This is a genomic window from Pseudoflavonifractor sp., assembly GCF_050943825.1.
Classification (GTDB): Bacteria; Bacillota; Clostridia; order Oscillospirales; family Oscillospiraceae; genus Pseudoflavonifractor.
In genome coordinates this window covers 208,370-229,676 of the sequence record NZ_JBMNPX010000001.1, presented here as the reverse complement: position 1 = coordinate 229,676, position 21,307 = coordinate 208,370, and the positions used below count along the sequence as shown (strand labels likewise).

General features: G+C 59.9%; 20 protein-coding genes. 5 read left to right on the top strand and 15 right to left on the bottom strand.

The genetic code is table 11. The annotated features are described in order from the left end of the window. Positions 1-111 precede the first annotated feature (111 nt). On the top strand, positions 112-1,281 hold the full coding sequence (locus ACOX7T_RS01170; protein ID WP_433439040.1) for a transglutaminase domain-containing protein: 1,170 nt from the start codon (positions 112-114) through the stop codon (positions 1,279-1,281). 85 nt (positions 1,282-1,366) lie between these two features. Here ACOX7T_RS01170 and ACOX7T_RS01165 read toward each other — a convergent pair whose 3' ends face one another. The 12 genes from ACOX7T_RS01165 to csaB all read right to left on the bottom strand — a co-directional run bounded on the left by ACOX7T_RS01165 (position 1,367) and on the right by csaB (position 14,242). Beyond that, complete coding sequence (locus ACOX7T_RS01165) at positions 1,367-2,146, bottom strand: helix-turn-helix domain-containing protein (RefSeq protein ID WP_433439038.1); 780 nt, start codon at positions 2,144-2,146, stop codon at positions 1,367-1,369. A 158-nt stretch (positions 2,147-2,304) separates the two neighbouring features. Next, positions 2,305-3,561 (bottom strand): phosphoribosylamine--glycine ligase, encoded by a 1,257-nt coding sequence (gene purD / locus ACOX7T_RS01160; RefSeq protein ID WP_433439035.1) that lies wholly within the window; start codon positions 3,559-3,561, stop codon positions 2,305-2,307. Positions 3,562-3,627: 66 nt separating this feature from the next. Continuing rightward, positions 3,628-4,800: a phosphoribosylaminoimidazolecarboxamide formyltransferase gene (locus ACOX7T_RS01155; RefSeq protein WP_433439033.1), complete on the bottom strand. Its 1,173-nt coding sequence runs from the start codon at positions 4,798-4,800 to the stop codon at positions 3,628-3,630. 12 nt (positions 4,801-4,812) lie between these two features. Further along, entirely contained in the window at positions 4,813-5,514 is a 702-nt protein-coding gene (locus tag ACOX7T_RS01150; protein WP_277215250.1) for an IMP cyclohydrolase, read from the bottom strand. A 40-nt stretch (positions 5,515-5,554) separates the two neighbouring features. Continuing rightward, entirely contained in the window at positions 5,555-6,190 is a 636-nt protein-coding gene (purN, locus tag ACOX7T_RS01145) for a phosphoribosylglycinamide formyltransferase (protein WP_433439031.1), read from the bottom strand. Between the two features lie 143 nt (positions 6,191-6,333). Continuing rightward, complete coding sequence (gene purM / locus ACOX7T_RS01140) at positions 6,334-7,374, bottom strand: phosphoribosylformylglycinamidine cyclo-ligase (protein WP_433439029.1); 1,041 nt, start codon at positions 7,372-7,374, stop codon at positions 6,334-6,336. 42 nt (positions 7,375-7,416) lie between these two features. Further along, a complete protein-coding gene (locus tag ACOX7T_RS01135; RefSeq protein ID WP_433439027.1) occupies positions 7,417-8,838 on the bottom strand; it encodes an amidophosphoribosyltransferase in 1,422 nt (473 codons plus the stop codon). Between the two features lie 3 nt (positions 8,839-8,841). Further along, entirely contained in the window at positions 8,842-9,558 is a 717-nt protein-coding gene (gene purC / locus ACOX7T_RS01130; RefSeq protein WP_006574619.1) for a phosphoribosylaminoimidazolesuccinocarboxamide synthase, read from the bottom strand. A 53-nt stretch (positions 9,559-9,611) separates the two neighbouring features. Then, a complete protein-coding gene (purE, locus tag ACOX7T_RS01125; RefSeq protein WP_148318267.1) occupies positions 9,612-10,106 on the bottom strand; it encodes a 5-(carboxyamino)imidazole ribonucleotide mutase in 495 nt (164 codons plus the stop codon). 316 nt (positions 10,107-10,422) lie between these two features. Continuing rightward, entirely contained in the window at positions 10,423-11,505 is a 1,083-nt protein-coding gene (locus ACOX7T_RS01120) for a glycosyltransferase family protein (RefSeq protein ID WP_433439023.1), read from the bottom strand. Continuing rightward, positions 11,502-12,014: a GNAT family N-acetyltransferase gene (locus tag ACOX7T_RS01115; protein WP_433439021.1), complete on the bottom strand. Its 513-nt coding sequence runs from the start codon at positions 12,012-12,014 to the stop codon at positions 11,502-11,504. Before ACOX7T_RS01115 ends, ACOX7T_RS01120 begins: the two co-directional genes overlap by 4 nt. After that, complete coding sequence (csaB, locus tag ACOX7T_RS01110; protein ID WP_433439018.1) at positions 12,011-14,242, bottom strand: polysaccharide pyruvyl transferase CsaB; 2,232 nt, start codon at positions 14,240-14,242, stop codon at positions 12,011-12,013. The genes ACOX7T_RS01115 and csaB overlap by 4 nt, the downstream gene beginning before the upstream one ends. 134 nt (positions 14,243-14,376) lie before the next feature. On the opposite strand from csaB, the gene ACOX7T_RS01105 reads away from it, so the two are divergent. Beyond that, positions 14,377-14,916: a DUF4330 domain-containing protein gene (locus tag ACOX7T_RS01105; RefSeq protein WP_433439016.1), complete on the top strand. Its 540-nt coding sequence runs from the start codon at positions 14,377-14,379 to the stop codon at positions 14,914-14,916. A gap of 82 nt (positions 14,917-14,998) precedes the next feature. After that, positions 14,999-15,562, top strand: a complete 564-nt coding sequence (locus ACOX7T_RS01100; RefSeq protein ID WP_433439014.1) for a phosphatase PAP2 family protein — start codon at positions 14,999-15,001, stop codon at positions 15,560-15,562. Between the two features lie 63 nt (positions 15,563-15,625). On the opposite strand, the gene ACOX7T_RS01095 is transcribed toward ACOX7T_RS01100, so the two are convergent. The 3 genes from ACOX7T_RS01095 to ACOX7T_RS01085 form a co-directional block, all read right to left on the bottom strand. After that, positions 15,626-16,582, bottom strand: coding sequence for an amidohydrolase family protein (locus ACOX7T_RS01095; RefSeq protein ID WP_148318275.1), 957 nt, complete (start codon positions 16,580-16,582; stop codon positions 15,626-15,628). Between the two features lie 42 nt (positions 16,583-16,624). Continuing rightward, positions 16,625-17,530, bottom strand: coding sequence for an amidohydrolase family protein (locus ACOX7T_RS01090; RefSeq protein WP_433439011.1), 906 nt, complete (start codon positions 17,528-17,530; stop codon positions 16,625-16,627). 177 nt (positions 17,531-17,707) lie between these two features. After that, positions 17,708-18,082, bottom strand: coding sequence for a nuclear transport factor 2 family protein (locus ACOX7T_RS01085; RefSeq protein ID WP_433439009.1), 375 nt, complete (start codon positions 18,080-18,082; stop codon positions 17,708-17,710). A 281-nt stretch (positions 18,083-18,363) separates the two neighbouring features. Between ACOX7T_RS01085 and ACOX7T_RS01080 the strand changes: the two genes are divergently transcribed. Together ACOX7T_RS01080 and ACOX7T_RS01075 are read left to right on the top strand one after the other, a co-directional pair. Further along, positions 18,364-19,566 (top strand): MFS transporter, encoded by a 1,203-nt coding sequence (locus tag ACOX7T_RS01080; protein WP_433439006.1) that lies wholly within the window; start codon positions 18,364-18,366, stop codon positions 19,564-19,566. Between the two features lie 407 nt (positions 19,567-19,973). Beyond that, a complete protein-coding gene (locus ACOX7T_RS01075) occupies positions 19,974-21,272 on the top strand; it encodes a purine-cytosine permease family protein (RefSeq protein ID WP_433439004.1) in 1,299 nt (432 codons plus the stop codon). The last annotated feature ends 35 nt before the right edge of the window (positions 21,273-21,307 follow it).

The window sequence follows — 21,307 nt, the reverse complement described above, 5'->3', positions numbered from 1 at the left end:
AGGCATAACTTTTTTATGAGTCTCTGCGTCTAAACAATAAAGCGGTTTCGCGTGGAACCACAGATGGCAGGAGGAAGAACCATGAGAGGGCGTCAAAACTGGATTGTATGTATGATTCTGATGGCTGCAATTCTGGCCGGCTGTTCCGCATCGCCGCCGGAAGCGTCTGACGGCAGCAATACGGCAGTACCCACAGAAAGTCCGATACAGAGTATGGAGCCGGAACCGTCGGGGACGCCGGAGCCCACCGAATCTCTTTTGCCTGAGGCGTCTCCTGATGTAGAAAAGGTATATCCGGTCGCTACCCAGGAGGACGCGGCGGAGGTTCTGCGGCAGGCGTACCTGGAATACAGGCCCAGTGTCATTTTTGACTTCCAGGACAGCGATATGTCCCTTCAGGACAGATCAATTCTTTTGCAGAATGCATCCAGCCAGCTGATTCAGGAGCAGCCGGAGCTGAAATATGCCTATGGGCTGGAGTGCGTGGAAGGTTCTGAGGGAACCATCTGTAACATTTCCTATATGCCCTATAAGCTGGGCTATCCGGACGGGATACCGGAGGGAAGCATCAGAATCGACAACCTGTCCCAACTCATCAGTACTGCAAACGATAATCTGGGCGCAGAAGAGATTCCCATTGCAATCTGCAACCCGGAGCTCCTGGTGGACGACATGCAGCGGGCGCTGCAGCAGGCCGGGTACGGCTATATTGTATACATGCTCAACAGTGATGGAACGGCGATAAAGGCCTTCCCGAGCAATGGCGAAACGCTGGAGCAGAGCACCGCAGGCGCGCAGGAGGAGCTGGAGCTTGCCCGGGCGGCGGCAGATAAGATTTTATCCGGCGGCATGGCGGACGAGGAAGCGCTGCGTGCGATTTATCGCTATATCGTAGAAAATACCACATATGACAACCGCTATTACGAGAATCCGGCAGCCCTGCCCCATGAATCCCGCACGGCGATGGGTCCGCTGAAAAACGGAACCGCCATCTGCGGCGGATTTTCTCTGGCATTTCAGATGCTCTGTCAGGAGGCCGGTATACCCTGCTGGACTGTAACCGGAACCGGTGCAGGCGAAGACCATATGTGGAACTGCGCCAGGCTGAATGGGGAATACTATTACTTCGATACCACCTGGGACAGAGGCAAGTCGGACGAGACATTGTGGAGCTATTTTGCCAGCACTGAGGAAGAATTCACCTGGAGTCACCAGTGGGGAATCGGGCAGGAGGAACTGATTCACGCGCTGATAGAAGAGCAGGAGGGGCTTAGTAAGTAAAAGCTGTCCACTATTATAAAAAGCGTTGCCCTAACTCCCGCCATCGGGCGAGGAGCGGGCAACGCTTTTTACATGTATGCACTTCTTAAAACGAGGTGAAAAGTGTCAGCAGCCAGCGGGGGATGGTGGGGAAGGTCTGGAGGATGGCGCTGCGGACTGCACTGGAGGAAATTTCAGCGCCTCCGTGGTTGGAAAAGGTCACCGCACCCTCAACCGCGTCCCCGATGGCGATGTGGCCAAATGCTGCGCCTCCTGCGGCCACCTTCTCAGCAAAGGCCAGGCCCCCTGCGGCATAAACGCCCTTGGCCAGACCGCCGATGGCCAGCCAGCCTACAGCCAGACCGCCTGCTGCGATGCCCGCACCCAGGGCGATACCTCCCAGTGCAGCCAGTCCCAGGGCCGCCGCACCCATGGCCAGCAGGCCCAGGCTCAGGCAGCCGAAGGAGAGCAGTCCGGCGGAGATGAGGCCGATGGACACCAGACCGGTGGCCACATTGCCCACGGCGATAATACCCCTTGCCCGGTACAGCCCAAACCGGCCCACGTTGATGTGGACCAGAGGCAGGCCAAATAGGGTGGTGCTGCTCTTGTACTCGTAGTGGATACGGTACGGCACGCAAACTACCTGCGATGTATCCTCAAAAGGTATGTCTGACGCTTCCCAGCCGGGCGCATCGCCCTTGAGCAGGTAGTCCAGGGTGACGCCGAAGTACTCGCTGATGGCCACCAGATTGTCCATATTGGGCTGGGAGGCACCCGACTCCCACTTCTGCACCGCCTGGCGCGAGACACCGATGATATTGGCCAGCTCCTCCTGCGAGATGCCGTGCTCTCTGCGAAGCTGGTAGAGCCGTTCTTCAAACATAGGGAATTCCTCCTCTTGGTCGTGAGAAAATGGTAGCACAAAGCGGGGAGAAAGACCACCATGAACAGTAAAACATTTGACAACCGCCGGTTGCGTCCATCCGAAACAACGCAAAAGAGCGGCCTGAGCCGCTCTTTTGCATACGCTGTATTCCGGATTTATACCCGGCCGATGTCGGTGCGGAACTGCATATCTGTAAAGGAGATATACTTGGCAGATCTGTAAGCGCCGTCAATGGCGTCAGCCAGGGCAGGGCCGGTTGCAGTAACGCCCAGCACACGGCCGCCGGCGGTGAGGACCTGTCCGTCCTCGTCCAGACGGGTGCCGGCATGGAAGACCATGGCGGTCTCGCCCGCCTTCTCCAGGCCGGAGATGGGGTAGCCGCTCTGGTACTTTCCGGGATAACCACCCGAGGCCAGCACCAGGCAGCAGGCGGCGGCATCCTTCCAGCGGATGTCCAGCTGGTCCAGGGTACCCTCACGGCAGGCGATCATAATGTCAAGCAGGTCGCTCTCCAGCAGGGAGAGGACGGCCTGACACTCCGGGTCGCCGAACCGGGCGTTGTACTCCACCACCTTGGGGCCGTCGGGGGTGAGCATAAGGCCGAAGTAGAGCACGCCGTGGAAGGGGCGGCCCTCCGCCTTCAGAGCGGCCACAGTGGGGAGGAAGATCTCCTTCATGCAGCGATCCGCCACCTCGGGGGTGTAGTTGGGGGAGGGAGAGATGGCGCCCATGCCGCCGGTGTTGGGACCCTTGTTGCCGTCAAAAGCCCGCTTGTGATCCTGAGAGGAGGGCATGGGAACCACGTGCTCTCCGTCACAGAAGGCCAGTACCGTCACCTCGGGGCCGGTCATACACTCCTCGATGACCAGGCGGGTGCCCGCCTCACCGAAGCGCTTGTCCGCCATCATGGAGCGGACGGCGTCCTCCGCCTCCTCCACGGACTGAGCCACGATGACGCCCTTGCCCAGGGCCAGGCCGTCGGCCTTGACCACGATGGGCGCACCCTGCTCCCGGACGTAGGAGAGCGCGGCGTCCATATCTGTAAAGGTGTTATACTTGGCGGTGGGGATGTGGTACTTGGCCATCAGATTCTTGGAAAAGACCTTGGAGGCCTCGATGATGGCCGCGTTGGCCCGGGGGCCGAAGGCAGGGATGCCCGCAGCCTCCATGGCGTCCACCATGCCCAGGGCCAGGGGATCGTCGGGGGCCACAACCACGAAGTCGATGGCGTGGGAGACGGCCCAGGCCACCATGACCTCCACGTCGGTGGCCTTGATGGGAATGCACTCGGCCAAGGAGGCGATACCGCCGTTGCCGGGGGCACAGAAAAGCTGATCTACTTTACGGCTCTTGGACAGGGCCCACACGATGGCGTGCTCCCGTCCGCCGCCGCCTACGACGAGAACTTTCATTGTGATATACCTCGTTTCTTGTTGGGGTTCGGAGTCCCCGCCGGGGACCGTTGTATGGGATGCGGCTTAGTGGTGGAACAGCCGCATGCCGGTGAAGGCCATCACGATGCCGTACTTGTCGCAGGTCTCGATGACGTTGTCGTCCCGGATGGAGCCGCCGGGCTGGGCGATGTAGGACACGCCGGACTTACGGGCGCGCTCCACGTTGTCGCCGAAGGGGAAGAAGGCGTCGGAGCCAACGCTGACGCCGGTCTGACGGGAGATCCACTCCTTCTTTTCCTCCACGGTGAGGACCTCGGGCTTGACCTTGAAGGTGTTCTGCCACACGCCCTCGGCCAGCACATCCTCGTACTCGTCGGAGATGTACACGTCGATGGCGTTGTCCCGGTCGGGGCGGCGGATGCCGTCCACGAACTGGAGGCCCAGCACCTTGGGGTGCTGCCGCAGAAGCCAGTTGTCGGCCTTGCTGCCCGCCAGACGGGTGCAGTGGATGCGGCTCTGCTGGCCGGCGCCCACGCCGATGGCCTGGCCGTCCTTGGTGTAGCACACCGAGTTGGACTGGGTGTACTTCAGGGTGATGAGGGCCAGAATCAGGTCCCGCTTGGCGTTCTCAGGCAGGTCCTTGTTCTGGGTGACGATGTTGTCCAGCAGGGCGGCGTTGATCTCGAAGTTGTTGCGGCCCTGCTCAAAGGTGATGCCGTACACGTCCTTGTGCTCGATGGCCTTGGGGATGTAGTCCGGGTCCATCTGCACCACATTGTAGCCGCCCTTGCGCTTGGTCTTGAGGATGGCCAGAGCCTCGTCGGTGTAGCCGGGGGCGATGACGCCGTCGGACACCTCCAGGGCCAGATAGCGGGCGGTCTGGGCGTCGCACACGTCGGAAAGGGCGGCCCAGTCGCCGTAGGAGCACAGGCGGTCAGCGCCGCGGGCGCGGACATAGGCGGAGGCGATGGGGGAGAGTTCCATGCCCTCGGCGAAGTAAATCTTCCGCTCCACGTCGGTCAGCTCAGTGCCCACAGCGGCGCCGGCGGGGGAGACGTGCTTGAAGGAGGCGGCGGCAGGCAGACCGGTGGCGGCCTTCAGCTCCTTGACCAGCTGCCAGGAGTTAAAGGCGTCCATGAAGTTGATGTAGCCGGGCTTGCCGTTGAGTACCTTGATGGGCAGATCGCCGGATTCCATAAAGATGCGGGCGGGCTTCTGGTTGGGGTTGCAGCCGTACTTCAGTTCCAGTTCGGTCATGTTCGCTCCTCCTTACTGATGCTTGTTGACGATAACGCTGTCCGCCTTACCGGTCTCCAGGTCCAGATAGGAGACGAAGAGGGACACCTTGTTCTCCTCGTTCAGGCTCTCCCACAGGCGGGAAGCCAGCGCGGCGGCGTCGGGGGCGTCCAGGGCCACGGTGCGGGGCTCACCCTCAAAGGAGGGCAGGGGGGAGCCGTCGCCCTGATAGGTGCTGATGAAGTGGGCCTGACCGGCGATGGGGGCGTCGTACTCAAAGAAGAACCGCTGGCAGCAGGCGGGGTTGCCGTTGGCGCTCTTCAGAATGGACAGCCGGTAGCTGCCGTCGGCACGGACAGCGCCGGAGATGCGGGGAGTGTAGTTGGGGCAGTCAGGCTCAAACTCACGGGTGCGCAGGGCACGGACAAAGCCTTCGCCCTTGCGGTAGGCGTCGGCGATGGTGTCGGTCTGGTCGCCGTTGGTGACGATGGTGGTGCCGTCCACCACCCGGACGGGGTGGTAGATGATGAGGGAGGGGTCGGTCATCTTGGACTCGTCGAAGGCGCGGGTACGGATGCCGTCCTCGGTGGCTTCAAAAACCCGGTTGCGGGAGTTCTCGCTGCGGCCCATGATGAAATAGGCAATCACAGCCTTCTTGTTGTCGGCGCTGCGGCCCAGGACGATGCCGCGGCCGGGATAGGAGTTGGCGCTGAGAAGCTGAAACAGATCGAGCATGTCGTATATTCTCCCTTACAAAAGTATCAGTAGCGGGGTGTCAGGCCTGAGGGCGGATATGGACGCACCGGCCCTCCACACAGAGGCGGTCCTGACAGAAGAGGGACACGGCCAGGGGAAGGAGCTTCCACTCGGCCTCCTCCATGACCCGGCGCTGGAGCACCTCGGGGGTGTCGCCCTCTCTGATTTCCACCGCCTTCTGGAGCACGATGGGGCCGCCGTCGGCCTCCTCGTTGACGAAGTGGACGGTGGCGCCGGTGACCTTGACGCCGTAGGCCAGGGCCATCTCGTGGACATGGAGGCCGTAGGCGCCCTTGCCGCAGAAGGAGGGAATGAGGGCGGGGTGGACGTTGAGGATGGCGTTGGGATAGGCCTGGACCATCTCCTCGGTGAGGATGTGCATAAAACCGGCCAGCACCACCAGGTCCGCCTTCAGTTCCCGGAGCTTGGCCACCAGGGCCTGGGTCATCTCCCGGTTTCCCGGGAAATCCTTCCGGGCCACCACATAGCCCGGAATCCCGGCCGCCTTGGCCCGCTCCAGGGCATAGGCGTCGGGGCGGGAGGAGATGACGGCGGTGATGGCGCCGTTCAGAATCTCCCCGCGGCTCTGGGCGTCGATGAGGGCCTGGAGGTTGGTGCCGCCGCCGGAGACCAGGACCACAATATTTTTCGGCATGAGAGTTACCTCCCCAATGTAGTAAAGTCCGTGCTGCAAAGTCTGAAAAGTGAAATCACTTCACAGTGAGCAGCGACAGAGAAAAGAGACAGGGCGGCCCGGGCCGCCGGAAGGACAGCTGCGGGCCGCCCTGAGTGGGGGCGTCAGTCCAGCACGACACCGTCGCTTCCGGGGATGACCTGACCAATCTGGTAGGCAGTTTCGCCGGCGGCGGACAGGACGTCCAGGGCCTGACCGGCCTGGGGAGCGGGGACGGCGAGGATCATGCCGATACCCATGTTGAAGGTGTTGTACATATCCCGGGTGGGGATGCCGCCCTTCTCCTGGATGAGCCGGAAGATGGGCGGGCAGGGAAAGCTGCCGGTATGGATGGCAGCGGTGAGGCCGTCAGTCATCATGCGGGGCACGTTCTCGTAGAAGCCACCGCCGGTGATGTGGCTGACGGCGTGGATGTCCACGCCCGCCTTCAGCAGGGCCTTGACGGCTTTTACGTAGATGCGGGTGGGGGCCAGCAGGGCCTCGCCCAGAGTGGTGCCCAGGCTCTCGCGATACTCCTTCAGGTTCTCGGCGGTCACATCAAAGACTTTGCGGACCAGGGAGAAGCCGTTGGAGTGGACGCCGGAGGAGGCCAGGCCGATGAGCACGTCGCCCTCGGCGAGGGCCTTGCCGTCGATGATCTTCTCCTCGTCCACGATGCCCACGGAGAAGCCGGCCAGGTCGTACTCCTCAGCGGGGTAGAAGCCGGGCATCTCGGCGGTCTCGCCGCCCACCAGGGCGCACTCGGCCTGACGGCAGCCCTCGGTGATGCCGGAGACAATCTCCGCGATGCGGGCGGGGTCGTTCTTGCCGCAGGCGATGTAGTCCAGGAAGAACAGGGGAGCGGCGCCGCCGCAGATGATATCGTTGACGCACATGGCCACGCAGTCGATGCCCACGGTGTCGTGCTTGTCCATGAGAAAGGCAATCTTCAGCTTGGTGCCCACGCCGTCGGTGCCGGACACCAGGACGGGCTTCTTCATGCCGGTCATATCGGGGGCGAACATGCCGCCGAAGCCGCCCAGGGTGCCCATGACGCCGGGGATGTAGGTGGACTCCACCATGGGCTTGATGCGCTTGACCGCCTCATAGCCGGCGGTGACGTCCACACCGGCGGCGGCGTAGGACTCAGAATGGGAGTTCTTCAATGGGGGAACCTCCAATCAAAATTGTAGTAGAAGGGGTGTGGTTTACTCCTTGCCGTTCCAGCAGTAGGTGCACACCTTGTCCCGGTCGATGCCGATGGCCTCCAGCAGGCCGTCCAGGGACTGATAGCCCAGGGAGTCAAAGCCCAGCTTCTCGCAGATGGCCTTGAGCATGCACTGGCCCCGTTCCGTGGAGGCGTCGGCGTACTCATCCAGGTGCTGCTGGCCCTCGTCGCCCTCCAGCTCCTGGATGGTGCGGCGGGCGATGAGCTCCATGTCGGAGTTGCTACGGGAGAAGTTGAGGTACTTGCAGCCGTACATGATAGGGGGACAGGCCGAACGCATGTGGACCTCCTCGGCGCCCGACTCATACAGGAACTCCACGGTCTCACGCAGCTGGGTGCCACGGACGATGGAGTCGTCCACAAAGAGGAGCTTCTTGCCCTCGATGAGCTCGGGGACGGGAATCTGCTTCATCTTGGCCACCTGGTTGCGGGCATCCTGGTTGGCGGGCATGAAGGACCGGGGCCAGGTGGGGGTGTACTTGACGAAGGGGCGGGCGAAGGGCTTGCCGCTGCGGTTGGCGAAGCCGATGGCGTGAGGCACGCCGGAGTCGGGCACGCCGGCCACATAGTCCACCTTGGGCAGCTTGCCCTTCTGGACCTCGTCACGGGCCATAATCTCGCCGTTGCGGTAGCGCATGACCTCCACGTTGACGCCCTCATAGTTGGAGTTGGGGTAGCCATAGTAGGTCCAGAGGAAGGCGCAGATCTTCATCTTGTCCCCGGCGGGGGCCAGAGTGGTCCAGCCGTCGGCGGTGACCCGGACAATCTCCTGGGGGCCCAGCTCGTAGGCGTCGTGATAGCCCAGCTTATGGTAGGCGAAGGACTCAAAGGATACGCAGCAGCCGGTCTCGCTCTGGCCGATGAGCACGGGCAGGCGGCCCATCCGGTCGCGGGCGGCGATGATGCCGTCCTGGTCCAGCAGGAGGATGGTGGCGGAGCCGTCAATCTCCTCCTGGGCGTGGCGGATACCGGAGATCAGGTCATCCTTCTGGTTGATGAGGGCAGCAACCAGCTCGGTGGAGTTGACCTTACCCGAGCTCATGGCCATGAACTGGTGGCCGTGGTCGGAGAAGTACCGCTCAATGAGCTCGTCGGCGTTGTTGATGATGCCCACGGTGGTGATGGCATACAGGCCCAGGTGGGAGCGCACCAGCAGGGGCTGGGGGTCGGTGTCGCTGATGCAGCCGATGCCAGAGCAGCCGTGGAAGTCGGCGATATCCTTGTCGAACTTGGTGCGGAAGGGGGTATTTTCAATGTTGTGGATCTGCCGCTGGAAGCCGTCCTTGGGGTCATAGACCGCCATGCCGCCCCGCTTGGTGCCCAGATGGGAGTGGTAGTCGGTGCCGAAGAACAGGTCCATGACGCAGTCCTGCTTTGAGATGGTGCCAAAGAAACCGCCCATGGATTACTCTCCCATCAGACGGCGCATGACCTCTTCATAGGCCTCTTCGGCGCCGCCCATATCCCGGCGGAAACGGTCCTTGTCCAGCTTCTCGTGGGTCTTCTCGTCCCAGAGGCGGCAGGTGTCGGGGGAGATCTCGTCGGCCAGCACGATGGTGCCGTCGGCGGTCTTGCCGAACTCCAGCTTGAAGTCTACCAGGTCGATGCCGATCTCCTTCATGAAGCCCTTGAGCAGGTCGTTGACCATGAAGGTGTACTTCTCGATGAGGGCGATCTCCTCCTTGGTGGCCAGCTTGAGGGCCAGGGCGTGGTAGGTGTTGAGCAGGGGGTCGCCCAGGTCGTCATTTTTGTAGGAGAACTCGATGGTGGGCTCGTCGAACACGATGCCCTCCTCCACGCCGTAGCGCTTGGCGAAGGAGCCGGCGGAGATGTTGCGGACAATGACCTCCAGAGGCACGATGGAGACCTTCTTCACGGCGGTCTCACGGTCGCTCAGCTCCTCCACATAGTGGGTGGGCACGCCCTTCTCCTCCAGGCGGCGCATCAGGTTGTTGGTCATGCGGTTGTTGATGGCGCCCTTGCCGGTGATGGTGCCCTTCTTCAGGCCGTTGAAGGCGGTGGCGTCGTCCTTGTAGGACACGATGACCACCTGGGGGTCGTCAGTGGCGTAAACCTTCTTGGCCTTGCCCTCGTACAGCTGCTCGCGCTTCTCGTAACTCATGTTAAACCGCTCCTGTCTATTTGAATTAATTTATTTTAAATGATGGAGAAAACTCAAAAGGTCTCGGTCTGGAGCTTGCGGTCCTTCTCGGCCACCTCGTCGGCCATGGCGGCCTTGAAGTCCTTCAGGGCGGCAGCCAGGGAGGCGTCGGAGAGGGCCAGCATCTGGGCGGCCAGGATGGCGGCGTTGTCGGAGCCGTCCACGGCCACGCAGGCCACGGGGATGCCCTTAGGCATCTGGACCATGGACAGCAGGCTGTCCAGACCGCCCATCATGGAGGTCTTAATGGGCACGCCGATGACGGGCAGGGTGGTGTAGGCGGCCAGGACGCCGGCCAGGTGGGCGGCCTTGCCCGCGGCGGCGATGATGACGCCGAAGCCGTTCTCCTCGGCGTGGGAAGCGAAGTCCTCAGCGGCGGCGGGGGTACGGTGGGCGGAGATGACCCGCACCTCACAGGGGATGCCGAAGCTCTTGAGACGCTTCACGCAGGGACGCATGGTCTCCAGGTCGGAGTCGGAACCCATGATAACTGCAACTTTCTTGCTCATAACGACCTCCATGATACAAAAAATTTCAGCTCTGCGAAAAATAAATCAGGTCATCCGTTATTATGGATGACCTGATAAAGTTCAGCAGTCTGCTCCGGGTGCATTGGGGCCGTTGAGAATGACGGTCAGGCAGGTAATGTGTCCTCCGTTCAGCAACGCAAGCACCCCTCTTAGTACCAAGAATAAATACAATATATCGTATTGCGCCCTGGTTTACAAGGGTTCCAACCCATTTTCGTAGGTTTGGACAAGAAAGGACAAATGTATACAATGGACAGTTGACCATTTTTGACAGAGCGCAAAAAGAATGGTCCATTCAGCACAGCCCGATGGCGTCCAGAATACGGCACACCTCGTCCGCCCGCACACTCCAGGCAGCGGCGGCGCCGTAGTCCCGGCGGCGGCATCTGGTCCAGCTGCCCACCTCGGTCAGGGCGCTGGCGCAGAGCTGGGAGAACTCCCGTGCGGTGTGGGCGCCGTAGATCACGTCGGGGAAATGCTCAATCTGCCCGCTGCCGATCATGGAGACGATGGGATTTCCGGTGGACAGGTACTCATAGATGCGGCTGGGGATGATGTCGGTGGGCAGCTCCCGGCCGGAGAGCAGATTCAGGCACACGTCGAACCGGCACAGGTAGTCGGGCAGGTCTACCGGCGCCTTGGGGCCCAGCAGGTGCACGTTGGGCAGGGCGGACAGCCTGCGCAGCTGGGCGCTGCCCTCGATTTGACCCACCAGCACGAAGGAGCACTGGGGCAGCTCAGCAGCAGCACGCAGCAGAGGAGACAAATCCAAATTCCGCCGGACGGTACCCGCCCAGCCCAGAATGGGCCTGGGGATGGAAGCTAGGTCGCCGGGAAGCTCCGCCTCCTGCCGGGCGAACATGGGGAAGTTGACGCCGTTGGGGAGTAGGGCGATGTTGTCGTTGCAGGGGGACAGGTGGTCGATGAGCCCCTGGGAGGCGGCGAAGATGACGTCGGCGGACAGGGCCAGGTCGCTCTCCCACTCCAGGGGGAAGCCGGACCAGTACCGGTCGCAGTCGTACACCAGTCCCCGGAAAGGCAGGCTGTCCAGCAGGTGGACCTGATCCGGGCAGGTGGTCCAGAGGATGGGTTCCCGGAACCGGTGGCGGTCCATTTTTGCCGTAATAAAGCGAGCGAGTTTGTTGACGCCGCGGGAGAAAAGAAAACCGTGGCGCTCGTCCACCTGGAGAACGGGAGGCAGGGTGTAGACTGTCAGGCCGGGCCGTACCCTGCGGCCGCCGTCCCGGGCGCCCCTGCCTCTGGAGGAGGGGGGCTCAAAGAACAGGACTTCCGCATCCCGCAGGCGGGTCATCAGCTGCTGGGTCCGGGTGGGGACCGCCTGCCAGGGGGAGGAGGAGAGACAGATATATTGCTTCAACCGCGTGTACCTCCCGGGGAGTAGTAGGAAAAATGAAGTGATGAGTCAGAACGGAACGGAGATTCTGAACAGCAGAAGCCAAGAGAGGAGAGCAGGCGAACGGAGGGAAGGTTATCTGCCCGCGGAAACGCATCTACCCGGGAGAGGGGAATGACCTCCATTTCATATGGCAGAAGGGCAGTACAGGCCTCCTTCGCCAGCCCCAGTCTCCGGACATGGGGCAGCAGCTCATAACCCAGTTCTGCCACAGCGGCAGCCCGGTCGATCCGCCACAGGCAGAAGGCACCCACGGTCTTTCCTTCCAGCACCGCCGCCCAGGAACGGCAGTCCGCCGTACTTCGTACCCGACGGATATAATCCTCCGCCTCGGCCATGCTCTGATAGGGAGTCCAGCCCATGAGGGCGGCATAGCTTGTGTCCCGGCGGATCTGAAAGATGCACGCCGCATCCTCCGGCGCCAGACAGCGCAGCAGCAGCCGGGGTGTGGTAACAGTATCGGAGAAGATCATTTGCCCAGCAGCTCCGCCGCCGTCTCACTGTTGCGGCGCTCCACCTTCCGCAGCCGGTCCACGCCGCCGGACAGGAACTCTGTGTCCCCAATCCGGGCACAGGCGGCGTCGATATGGGCACACAGACCCTCGTAAGTCAGGTCTGCCAGCTCGGTGTACAGGTCCTGGCCGATATAGGAGAGGAAGGAGCTGATTTTGGGGTCATATACCACGCCCACCAGGGGAACGCCCTGACCAGCGGAGAACACCAGAGCGTGGAGACGCATGGATACCACCGCCTGCATCCGGGCGAAGAGACCGATGGTGTGGTCACTGCTGCCGGTGGCGTGGATGATACGGTAGGGGGCCTTTTTGATATACATGGCTGCTTTCTGGGCTGCGCCCACATCCAGCCGCCGCTCAATGGGCAGGAATACCGGTGTCATACCGTACTTCTCCCACACATAGTCGGCCGCACGGCCGAAGATGGCGGCTTTTTCCTCAAAGCCGGGCCAGGGACGGAGCGTAAAGCCAAAATACTTGCCGGAAGGATCCAGCCCCTCGCTCTCCAGCACGCCGTCGATGACCTCGGGCCCGGCGGCAGGGAGAATGACTGTGGGGTCCGCAGAGAGAATGATTTTGGGATTCGTGACACCCATGCTCTCCAGCTCTGCCTTGGAATGGGTATCCCGCAGGGTGATGGCATCCACCCGCTTCTGGAGCACTTTGGCGGCTCGCTTCCGGTTGGAGGGGGAGTGGATGGGGCCGATGCCGCAGCCGTACATCATCACCTTGTTGCCCAGAATTTTGCCGGCGGAGATGGTGAAGAGATAGAACCACAGGGAGCGGTGGCTGGTCACATCCTGCATCAGGGAGCCACCGCCGTTGATATAGAGCCTGGTCTTGCCCATTCGCCAGAGAAACTTGGGGAAGGCAAAGGTGTAGATGGAGTTGACCCGGTAGGTCAGCCGAGTCTCGGAGGGCTTACGGGAGAGGACCCAAACGGGCAGGTCGGGGTCAATCTGCCGCAGCTCGGTGACAATGGCCTCCAGAATGGCGTCGTCACCGGCGTTGCCTCTGCCGTAGGCGCCGCACACCAGCGCGCCGTCCCGCTTGCCGTGGTTCCGGGCCTTTCGGCGTAGAATGACGGAGTAGATCTCCAACTGGCGCTGGAGGGTACTCTCCAGCGAATACTCGTTTTTGCCCTTCTGATAAAGCCGCTGGCCCATATGGGTGCGCATGGTCTCGTCAGAGGCAAGTGCGGCCAGGTGCTTGGCCAGAGTCTCATAGTCGCCCGCCTCAAAGAGCAGGCCGTTGACGCCGTGGTCGATGAGGTAGGGGACACCGCCCACCCGGCTGGCCACGGTGGGCAGTCCGGCCCGGGCGCCCTCGGTGAGGGAGTAGGGGAAGGTCTCAGACAGGGACGTGAGGGTGTTGATGTCCAGAGAACCGTAGAAGCTGTCCACGTCGGACACCCACCCGGCAAAGCACACATCCTCTGCCACTCCCAGGTCGGCTGCCAGGGACTTGAGCTCACTCATTTGTTCACCGTCACCGGCAATGAGCAGCCGCAGCTTGGGGCAGGACTGTCTGGCCCGGGCGAAGCCCCGAATCAGGGTTGGAATATCCTTCACCGGGTTGAGACGGGCGGCGATACCGGCAATAACGCAGTCTTCCGGCCAGTGGACGCCCACGCTCTCCAGATATTCACGCCGGGTCATAGAGGGGGTGCGGGGAGTGAAGTCGATGCCGTTGTAGATGGTAAAGAGCCTGTCCGGATCGAAGCCCCGGGAGATGAGCAGATCAGTCATGGCATCGGACACGCCGATGCGATAGTCCAGCATCCGCAGGGCCAGGGTGTTGATGGTGCCGTACGTCAGACGGGAGATGGGACGGCCCATATAGTCCAGGCGGTAGTCGGAGTGGACGGTAGTGACCACGGGCAGTCCGGTGGCCTTGCGAAGCAGCGCGCCCATCATGTTGCCCCGGGCGCCGTGGCAGTGGATGATCTCGTAGCCGCCCTCCCGAATCATGTTTTTTAATGTATGGAAGGTGCGGAAAATATTTTTACCGGGCAGTACCACGGTATTGATGCCCAACTCCCGGGCCTCTTGAGAGAAAGGGCCTTCCATAAAGCAGACCATGGTGACATCCACGCCAGGAGTGCGGGAAAGATTATGAAGAAGCATATGGACATGGGTCTTGGCGCCGCCGCTGTCGCCGCCGGAGATAAGGTGAATAACCTTCATATGTTTAGAGCCTCCAAAAAAGACTTGTTATCAGGGGTAGTAGTATGATACAATATCCGCAGTGTCCCTTGTATTGTACCATAATTATGTCAATTTACAAGTTCCATTGACAGCATATACGGAGGTTTCTCAGCATGAACGAAAAAAAAGGAAAAATTGTGGACGAAAAGGGCCGGCTGTTCGGCAAGATCAATGTTATCGACCTGATTGTACTGGTTCTGATTGTGGTTGTGGCCGCTGTGGTCGCGCTTAAGTTCATGGGCAAGGACGCAGGAATTCCCGGCGACAACAGCACCACCCAGATTGAATATACCGTCAAGGTGCCGCTGGTGCAGGAGTCGGTCTATGAGGCAGTCAAGGCCCAGGTAGAGGCTGGCGGCGAGGGTGCTCAGCTGATGGCAGACGGCTCCATGCTGGACGCGTACGTACTGGAGGTTTCCTCTGAGCCCTATCTCATCCCGGTAGAGAAGGATGACGGCACCGTGGTGGCCAGCGAGCAGCCGGGCTATGTCAGCGTAAACTTTACCATCCGGGCCACCATCACCAACCCTGTCACCCAGGCGGTTGGTACTCAGGAGGTTCGTATCGGCAAGACCCACATCGTCAAGACCAAGACCTTTGAGCTGGTCAACGGCATCGTTCAGACCTGTGAAACTGTGGAGCCGGCGGCCTGACCCAAAATGATGCAGGGCGGGGGAGACCCCGCCCTGTTTTTATAATCGGGACGCACAACTTATTAATTAAGGAGGAAGACAATTGCTGGATACGCTGCTCAGCCTGGACGGGGCAGTTCTGCTCTGGATTCAGGAGTTTGTACGCTGTGAAATACTCATGCCTCTGATGACGTTTTATACACAGATGGGCAATGCGGGTATCATATGGATTGTTCTGTCTGTGATCATGCTCTGCTTCCGGAAAACACGCCGTGCAGGAGCACTCTCGCTGGTGGCTATGCTGCTGGGACTGCTGTGCACCAATGTGGTGCTCAAGCATCTGGTGGCCCGGCCACGTCCCTGGCTGACTGTGGAAGGGCTCAACTTCCTGGTGGTGGAGAACGACCCAAACTCCTTCCCGTCAGGGCACACCTGCGCGGCTTTTGCCGCTGCCGGTGTCTGGTTCCGGACCCTGCCCAGGAAGTGGATGCAGTGGACTGCCGTGGTACTGGCGGCGCTCATGGGTTTCTCCCGGCTGTATGTCGGAGTCCATTTCCCCTCCGACGTAGTCGCAGGGTGTCTGGTGGGCCTGTTGTGTGCCTGGCTGGCGTGGCTCCTTTATCAGGCAGCCGAAAAGCGCTGGGGGACAATTCGCTGGCTGGAATAAAAGCGAATATGAAAACAAAAATGCCGCCAGGGCGCTGCCCTGGCGGCATTTTTGTTTTGTCTGTTAACGGATGGTCTTGTCGTATGGGAGGTGCATCAGGTCGGCCATGTTGGTATAGCCTACCTTGTCCAGAATCTCGGGCTGGTCGCCGAAGGCCTTGATGAGCTCGGCCACAGAGTAGTGGAAGGAGCCGAAGGGCACATCGGTGCCGAAGAGCACCTTGTCCTCGCCCAGCAGCTCCACAGCCTTCCGCATCAGTGCAGCGGAGCACATGGAGGTATCGGTCCACACGTTGTCCAGGTCCTTGACGCCCTCGTAAAGCACCTCGCAGCAGGAGGCGGAGTGGGCCACGATGATCTTGGTGTTGGTCCACTTGTGGCAGAAGGGCACCACGGCAGTCTGGAAGTCGGAGAACATGGGATTGGACTCCTTGCTGCGGGGGTCATCGTCGGTGTAGTAGGCGTTGGCGCCGCAGTGGGTGAGGACGGGCAGATCCGCATCGGTAAACACGCGGACGGCGGCCTCGATGCGGGGATCGTCCAGGGGCACGTTCTGGATGGTGGGGTGAAGCTTGAGGCCCTTGGCGCCCCGGGCGATATCCCTGCGGAGCTTTTCGCACATGTCGGCGATGTCCATGTCCAGCACGCAGGTGGTGAAGGGGATGATGCGGTCCTCCAGCTTGGAGGCGGCCCAGTACTCCTCAAAGGTCTGGTTGGGCCAGATGGGAAGCATGACGGTGTACTTCACCTCGGGGTGGGCGTCCAGCTCACGGGTCAGGTTCTCCAGAGTCCACTCCCAGCAGCGGTACTGGCCGGACTTAATCAGCTTGTAGACAAAAGGACCCACCTTTTCCGGATCGCTCATGATCTCGGGCGGGAAGAGGGGAGAGGTGTAGCCAGAGCGCTCACACTGGATGAAGGGATCGTCATAATCGCCCTTGTGGATATTGGTCTTGAAGGTGATGTTTTTCCGCTCATGGAAAATGTCGCCGATATGGGCGTGAGAGTCAATGATACGCATAAACAGGAGCTCCCCCTTTGTTGTATTTTTGGGCCGGATGGCTTACAGGTGGATGAGGTGGGCGATGTTGCGGTAGAAGACCTTGTCCTTGGTGTCGGGCTCGCCGGCAAAGGCGTCGTCGATGACCTGGATGCAATACTTCTCATGGACGAAGGGGCAGTCAGTGCCGTAGAGCACCCGGTCAGTACCCATGATATTGACTGCCTCCCGGGCAGCGGCGGCGTGGCAGAAGGAGGTGTCGGCAAAGACGTAGTCCAGATTTCCGCAGCCCTCCATCAGGTCCTTTGCGAAGGCGGCGCAGTGGGCGGCGATGAGAGGCTGCCCAGGCAGCATCTTGGCGAAGGCGCAGAAGTCGGACATGGCGCCGTATGCCTGAACCTGATTATGAATCATATCGGGGTGATAGTAAATACCCTCGCCCACATGGACCACGACGGGCAGATCGTGCTCGCCGAACAGCTTGGCGGCGGCCAGCATGCGTTCGTCAGTGGCGCGGACGCACTGGAGCACAGGATGGAGCTTGAGGCCTCTTGCGCCGTGGCCGATATCCTTTTTCAGCTTGTCCAGCATATCGTTGATGGGCAGCGTCATGTCGGCGGCAGTAAAGGGGATGATGCGGGGTTCGATTTTGGAGGCGGCCAGGTACTCCTCAAAGGAAGTGTTGGGCAGGCAGGGCAGAAGGACGATGCCCGCCATATCGCTCTCGTCCAGCTCCTTGGTGAGCTGTTCCAGGCCGAACTCCCAGCAGCGGTACTGACCGCCGTCAATCACATGGTCCAGGTCGTTGGGGTCGCCAGTAAAGAGGGGAGTGGTAAAGCCGGACTTCTCCAGTACCTCGAAATGGTCAGGGTAATCGCCTTTTTTCACATTGTTCCGGAAGGAACTGTTGAGGTTGTAGTGAAAAATATCGCCGAGGTGGGCATGGGAATCGATAATTCTTCTGGGCATGTGGTGTTCCTCCTTTTCTAATGGCTCAATTGAGCGGGATCTGGCGGTATTGAGATGCCCCGCATCAGGAGACGACAAATTTTTAACAAAGCGCCGGAAAAAAGAAGCCGCAGTACAGCGGCCCGGACGGGGAAACCCCGCCGGGCACAGCTGCCGGCAGCTTGGGGAGGGAAAAGCTTAGAGGGTGGTGAAGAGCTTGGAGATGATGTACCATTGGCCATCGATCTTGATCAGATGGAAGAAGTCCACCAGGGTGCCTTCGCCGCGGAAGCCGGTCTCAGACACGATGACGGAAGCCACATTGCCCTCGATGCGGATGGACTCGATCTCAGCCTGGTAGGGGTCGTTGTTGGAGGCCATGGAGGGAGAACCGGCGATGTCGGCGATGAAGCCGGAGGGATCGGCCAGCAGGCAGTCGGGGCCCAGGTAACCGTTCATCACGGCCTTCTCGTGGAACACGCCCTTCAGCTTCTCGATGTCAGCCTGATAGGTGCCGTTCATATAGTTCTCGATGACGGCTTTGACAGCTTTGGTCTCAGCATGGTTATTCATAAGTAAAAACCTCCTCATATTTTTCGCAATAGTGCTGCGAGTGCCCTTACCTTATCATTGGCAGAGGGAAAAGAATTGTAAAAAACGGCACTGGCGGTGCGGAAGAAAGGGCGCCTTGTTAAAGGAACGACAAACTTCCGAATTATACAATAAGGCCATTCACCACAGATGATATTATGGGCAAAAAAGAAATGGAGTGTGATGAAAAGAAGGCTGAATACAGGCATTCCCAGCGACCCAACCCAAATAAGCAACTGTGAGACGAGAAAGGGATGGAAATTATGAATCAAACCAAAGGTAGTAAAGGCATGCTGAAATTCGCAATCCTGGCAGTGGCACTGGTGTGCCAGATCAACACCATCGCCTCGGTTATGATGGCGGATATCGCGGCGGCATTCCCCGGTGCGTCCGATGTGGCGGTGCAGTACGTCATGCAGTCCGGCATGATCGGCGGCTTTGTTGTGGCACTTCTGATGAGCGTTCTCTCCACTCGCTTCCGCAAGAAACCCATGATCCTCATTGGCCTGGTGGCCATTCTGGTGGGCGGCCTGCTCCCCATCGCGGTGCACAGCTCCATTCTGATTCTGGACGTGTGCGGCTTCATCGTTGGCGCCGGCCAGGGCTTCCTGACCCCGCTGCTGGGCGCTCTGATTCTGGAGAACTTCGAGGGCAAAGAGCGTGAGCAGATGCTGGGCCTCAACACCACCTTCGGCACCGGTGGCGCCACTGTGCTGCTGCTCATTGCCGGCCCCGTCTGCAAGACCGGCTGGGTCAACGTGTACTTTATCTACTTTGTGGTTATCCCTGTCCTGATCATCGCGCTGCTCTGCCTGGCCATGGACAACAAGCCCCAGGCTGCCGCTCAGGCTGGCGGCGACAAGGCCGGCGTTCCTGTGAAGGGCTGGATTCAGTGCATCCTGGCCGTGCTGATGATGATCGCCTATGCGGCCTTCCCCCTGAACCTCTCCCTGTATGTGGTGCGTGACGCCGCCATCGGTGACGCGTCCTCCGTGGGCATCGGCATGAGCCTGGTCACGGTGGTGGCTGCTCTGGTTGGCCTGATTCTGCCTCAGATTATCAAGGTCAGCAAGCTGTACATCAGCTCTGTGGGCGCTGTTTTCGGCCTGGCTGCCACACTGCTGGTTATCTTCTCCACCAATATGGTCATGATTTATATCGCCGCCATCCTGGACGGCATCTTCTTCGGCATCGTCATGGCCGGTGCGGGCTATATCATCGGCCGTATCTGCACCCCCGCCCAGTATGGCCCCACCTTCTCTATTTCCATGAGCTTTATCTCCCTGGGTACCATCTTCAGCCCCATCATCATCAATGCCATTACCACCCTGTGGGGCGGTGATGTGGGACTGTCCACCAATGCGTTCTATACGGCAGCCGGCATCTTTGCCGTTGTGATTGTGCTGCAGATTATCTGGGGCACCTATCTGACCAAGACGCTCCCGCCTGAGAAAACCGAATCCTAAATTAAGAATAAAAGTAGGGCGGCAGACTGAAAGAGTCTGCCGCCCTGCTTTTGTTTTGCAGAAAAATAAGAAAAAAGAAGAAGTCAGGTATATTAATTTTACATACTAAAGTTGTGCTATTTTGATTTTATTTGAGAAATATCAAACAAAATTGCGTATCTATATTTTTCATGTATAGAATAATAGAGGAACATATTCAAATTATATTATACTTTGTTTCTATGTTATGATATTATACTTTTCGTTCTTTTGCATATCCAGAGAAACCACAGAAGCTGTTCTATTGTAAGAAACGTTCATATAAAGAATTTTTCCTGCTGCAAGACCCCCACTTTTTTTGCGCTCATTGCGGCCGCCCGGCCGCTTTTTTCAGGGCGACCTGAAATCAAAGAAGAGGAGATGTTGTTATGAGCGAACAGCCGAAAACCACAGCACCAGAAAACAGCAGCGAAATGGAATACGTCTATGACGCAGTGCCGCAGAGCGCGCGCAAAAGCGTCGGCAGTATTCTGGTCATTCTGACCGGCTATACCATTTCTCTGTCCAACTTCGTCACCGGCGCCACCGTGGGCTATAAGATGCCCTTCAAGGATGCCGTGCTGGCCTGCGCCGTTGGCAACCTGATGCTGATCCTGGTGGCCACCCTGCTGGGTATCATCGCGTACAAGACTGGCCTGTCCACCTCCGTGCTGGCCAGAAAGTCCCTGGGCGCCCGCAGCTCCGCCATTCTCTCCCTGCTGCTGGCAGTGTCTGCCGTGAACTGGATTGCAGTCAACGCCGACACCTTCTCCAAGCTGATTGCCTCCACCTTCACCTGGTGGCCCATCCCCGTTGGCATCACCTCCATCATCGTGGTTGCCCTGTGGGCCCAGTCCGCTATCCGCGGCGTGAAGGGCCTTGAGATTGTCAGCTGGCTGGGCGTGCCCTGCGCCATCATCCTGACCATCGCCTGTGCCATCGCCATCGGCAAGGTTGCCGGCTATGACACTGTGTTCCACTTTGTCCCCGAGGAAGCCAACACCATTTCCTTCGCCGCCGGCTCCACCTCCTTCGTGGGCGCCTGGATCTTCGGCTGCATCGTCTCTCCCGACGTGTGCCGTTATGCCAAGAAGGGATCCCACGTGGCCATCGGCGCTCCTATCGCAGTGGCTATCGGCCTGTTCGGCCTTGAGGTCATCGGCATCATGACCGCTCAGGCCACCAACAAGAGCGACTTCGTCACCGCCACCGCTGCCCTGGGTCTGGGCGTGCTGGTGTTCATCTGCGCCATCTTCTGCGTCTGGACCACTCAGGACAACAACATCTACAGCGCCGGCCTGGCCCTTCAGAACGTGATGAAGGACACCAAGCTGGAGGGCAAGGTGAAGCACGCCGTGCTGGCCGTCATCGTGGCCACCGCCGCCGCTATCTTCGCCGCTGTTGGTGCCACCAAGTTCCTGCTGCCCGTGGTGCAGACCCTGTCCGTGCTGCTGCCTCCCATCCCCGGCCTTATCATTGCCGAGGCCTTCTTCGTCAAGCGCAGCAAAGAGAAGAAGAACATCAACTGGGTGGCCATCATCACCTGGATTGTGGGTACCGTGGTGGGCGAGGTGGCCCTGAAGCTCAACTTCTTCATCCCCGCCATCCTCAGCATGGTCGTGACCTTCGTGCTGTACATCATCATGAGCAAGGCTCTGGACAACGTTCTGAACAAGGACGTTATGTAATTCCGGAACAGAAGCAGAACACCCCGGACGCTCCG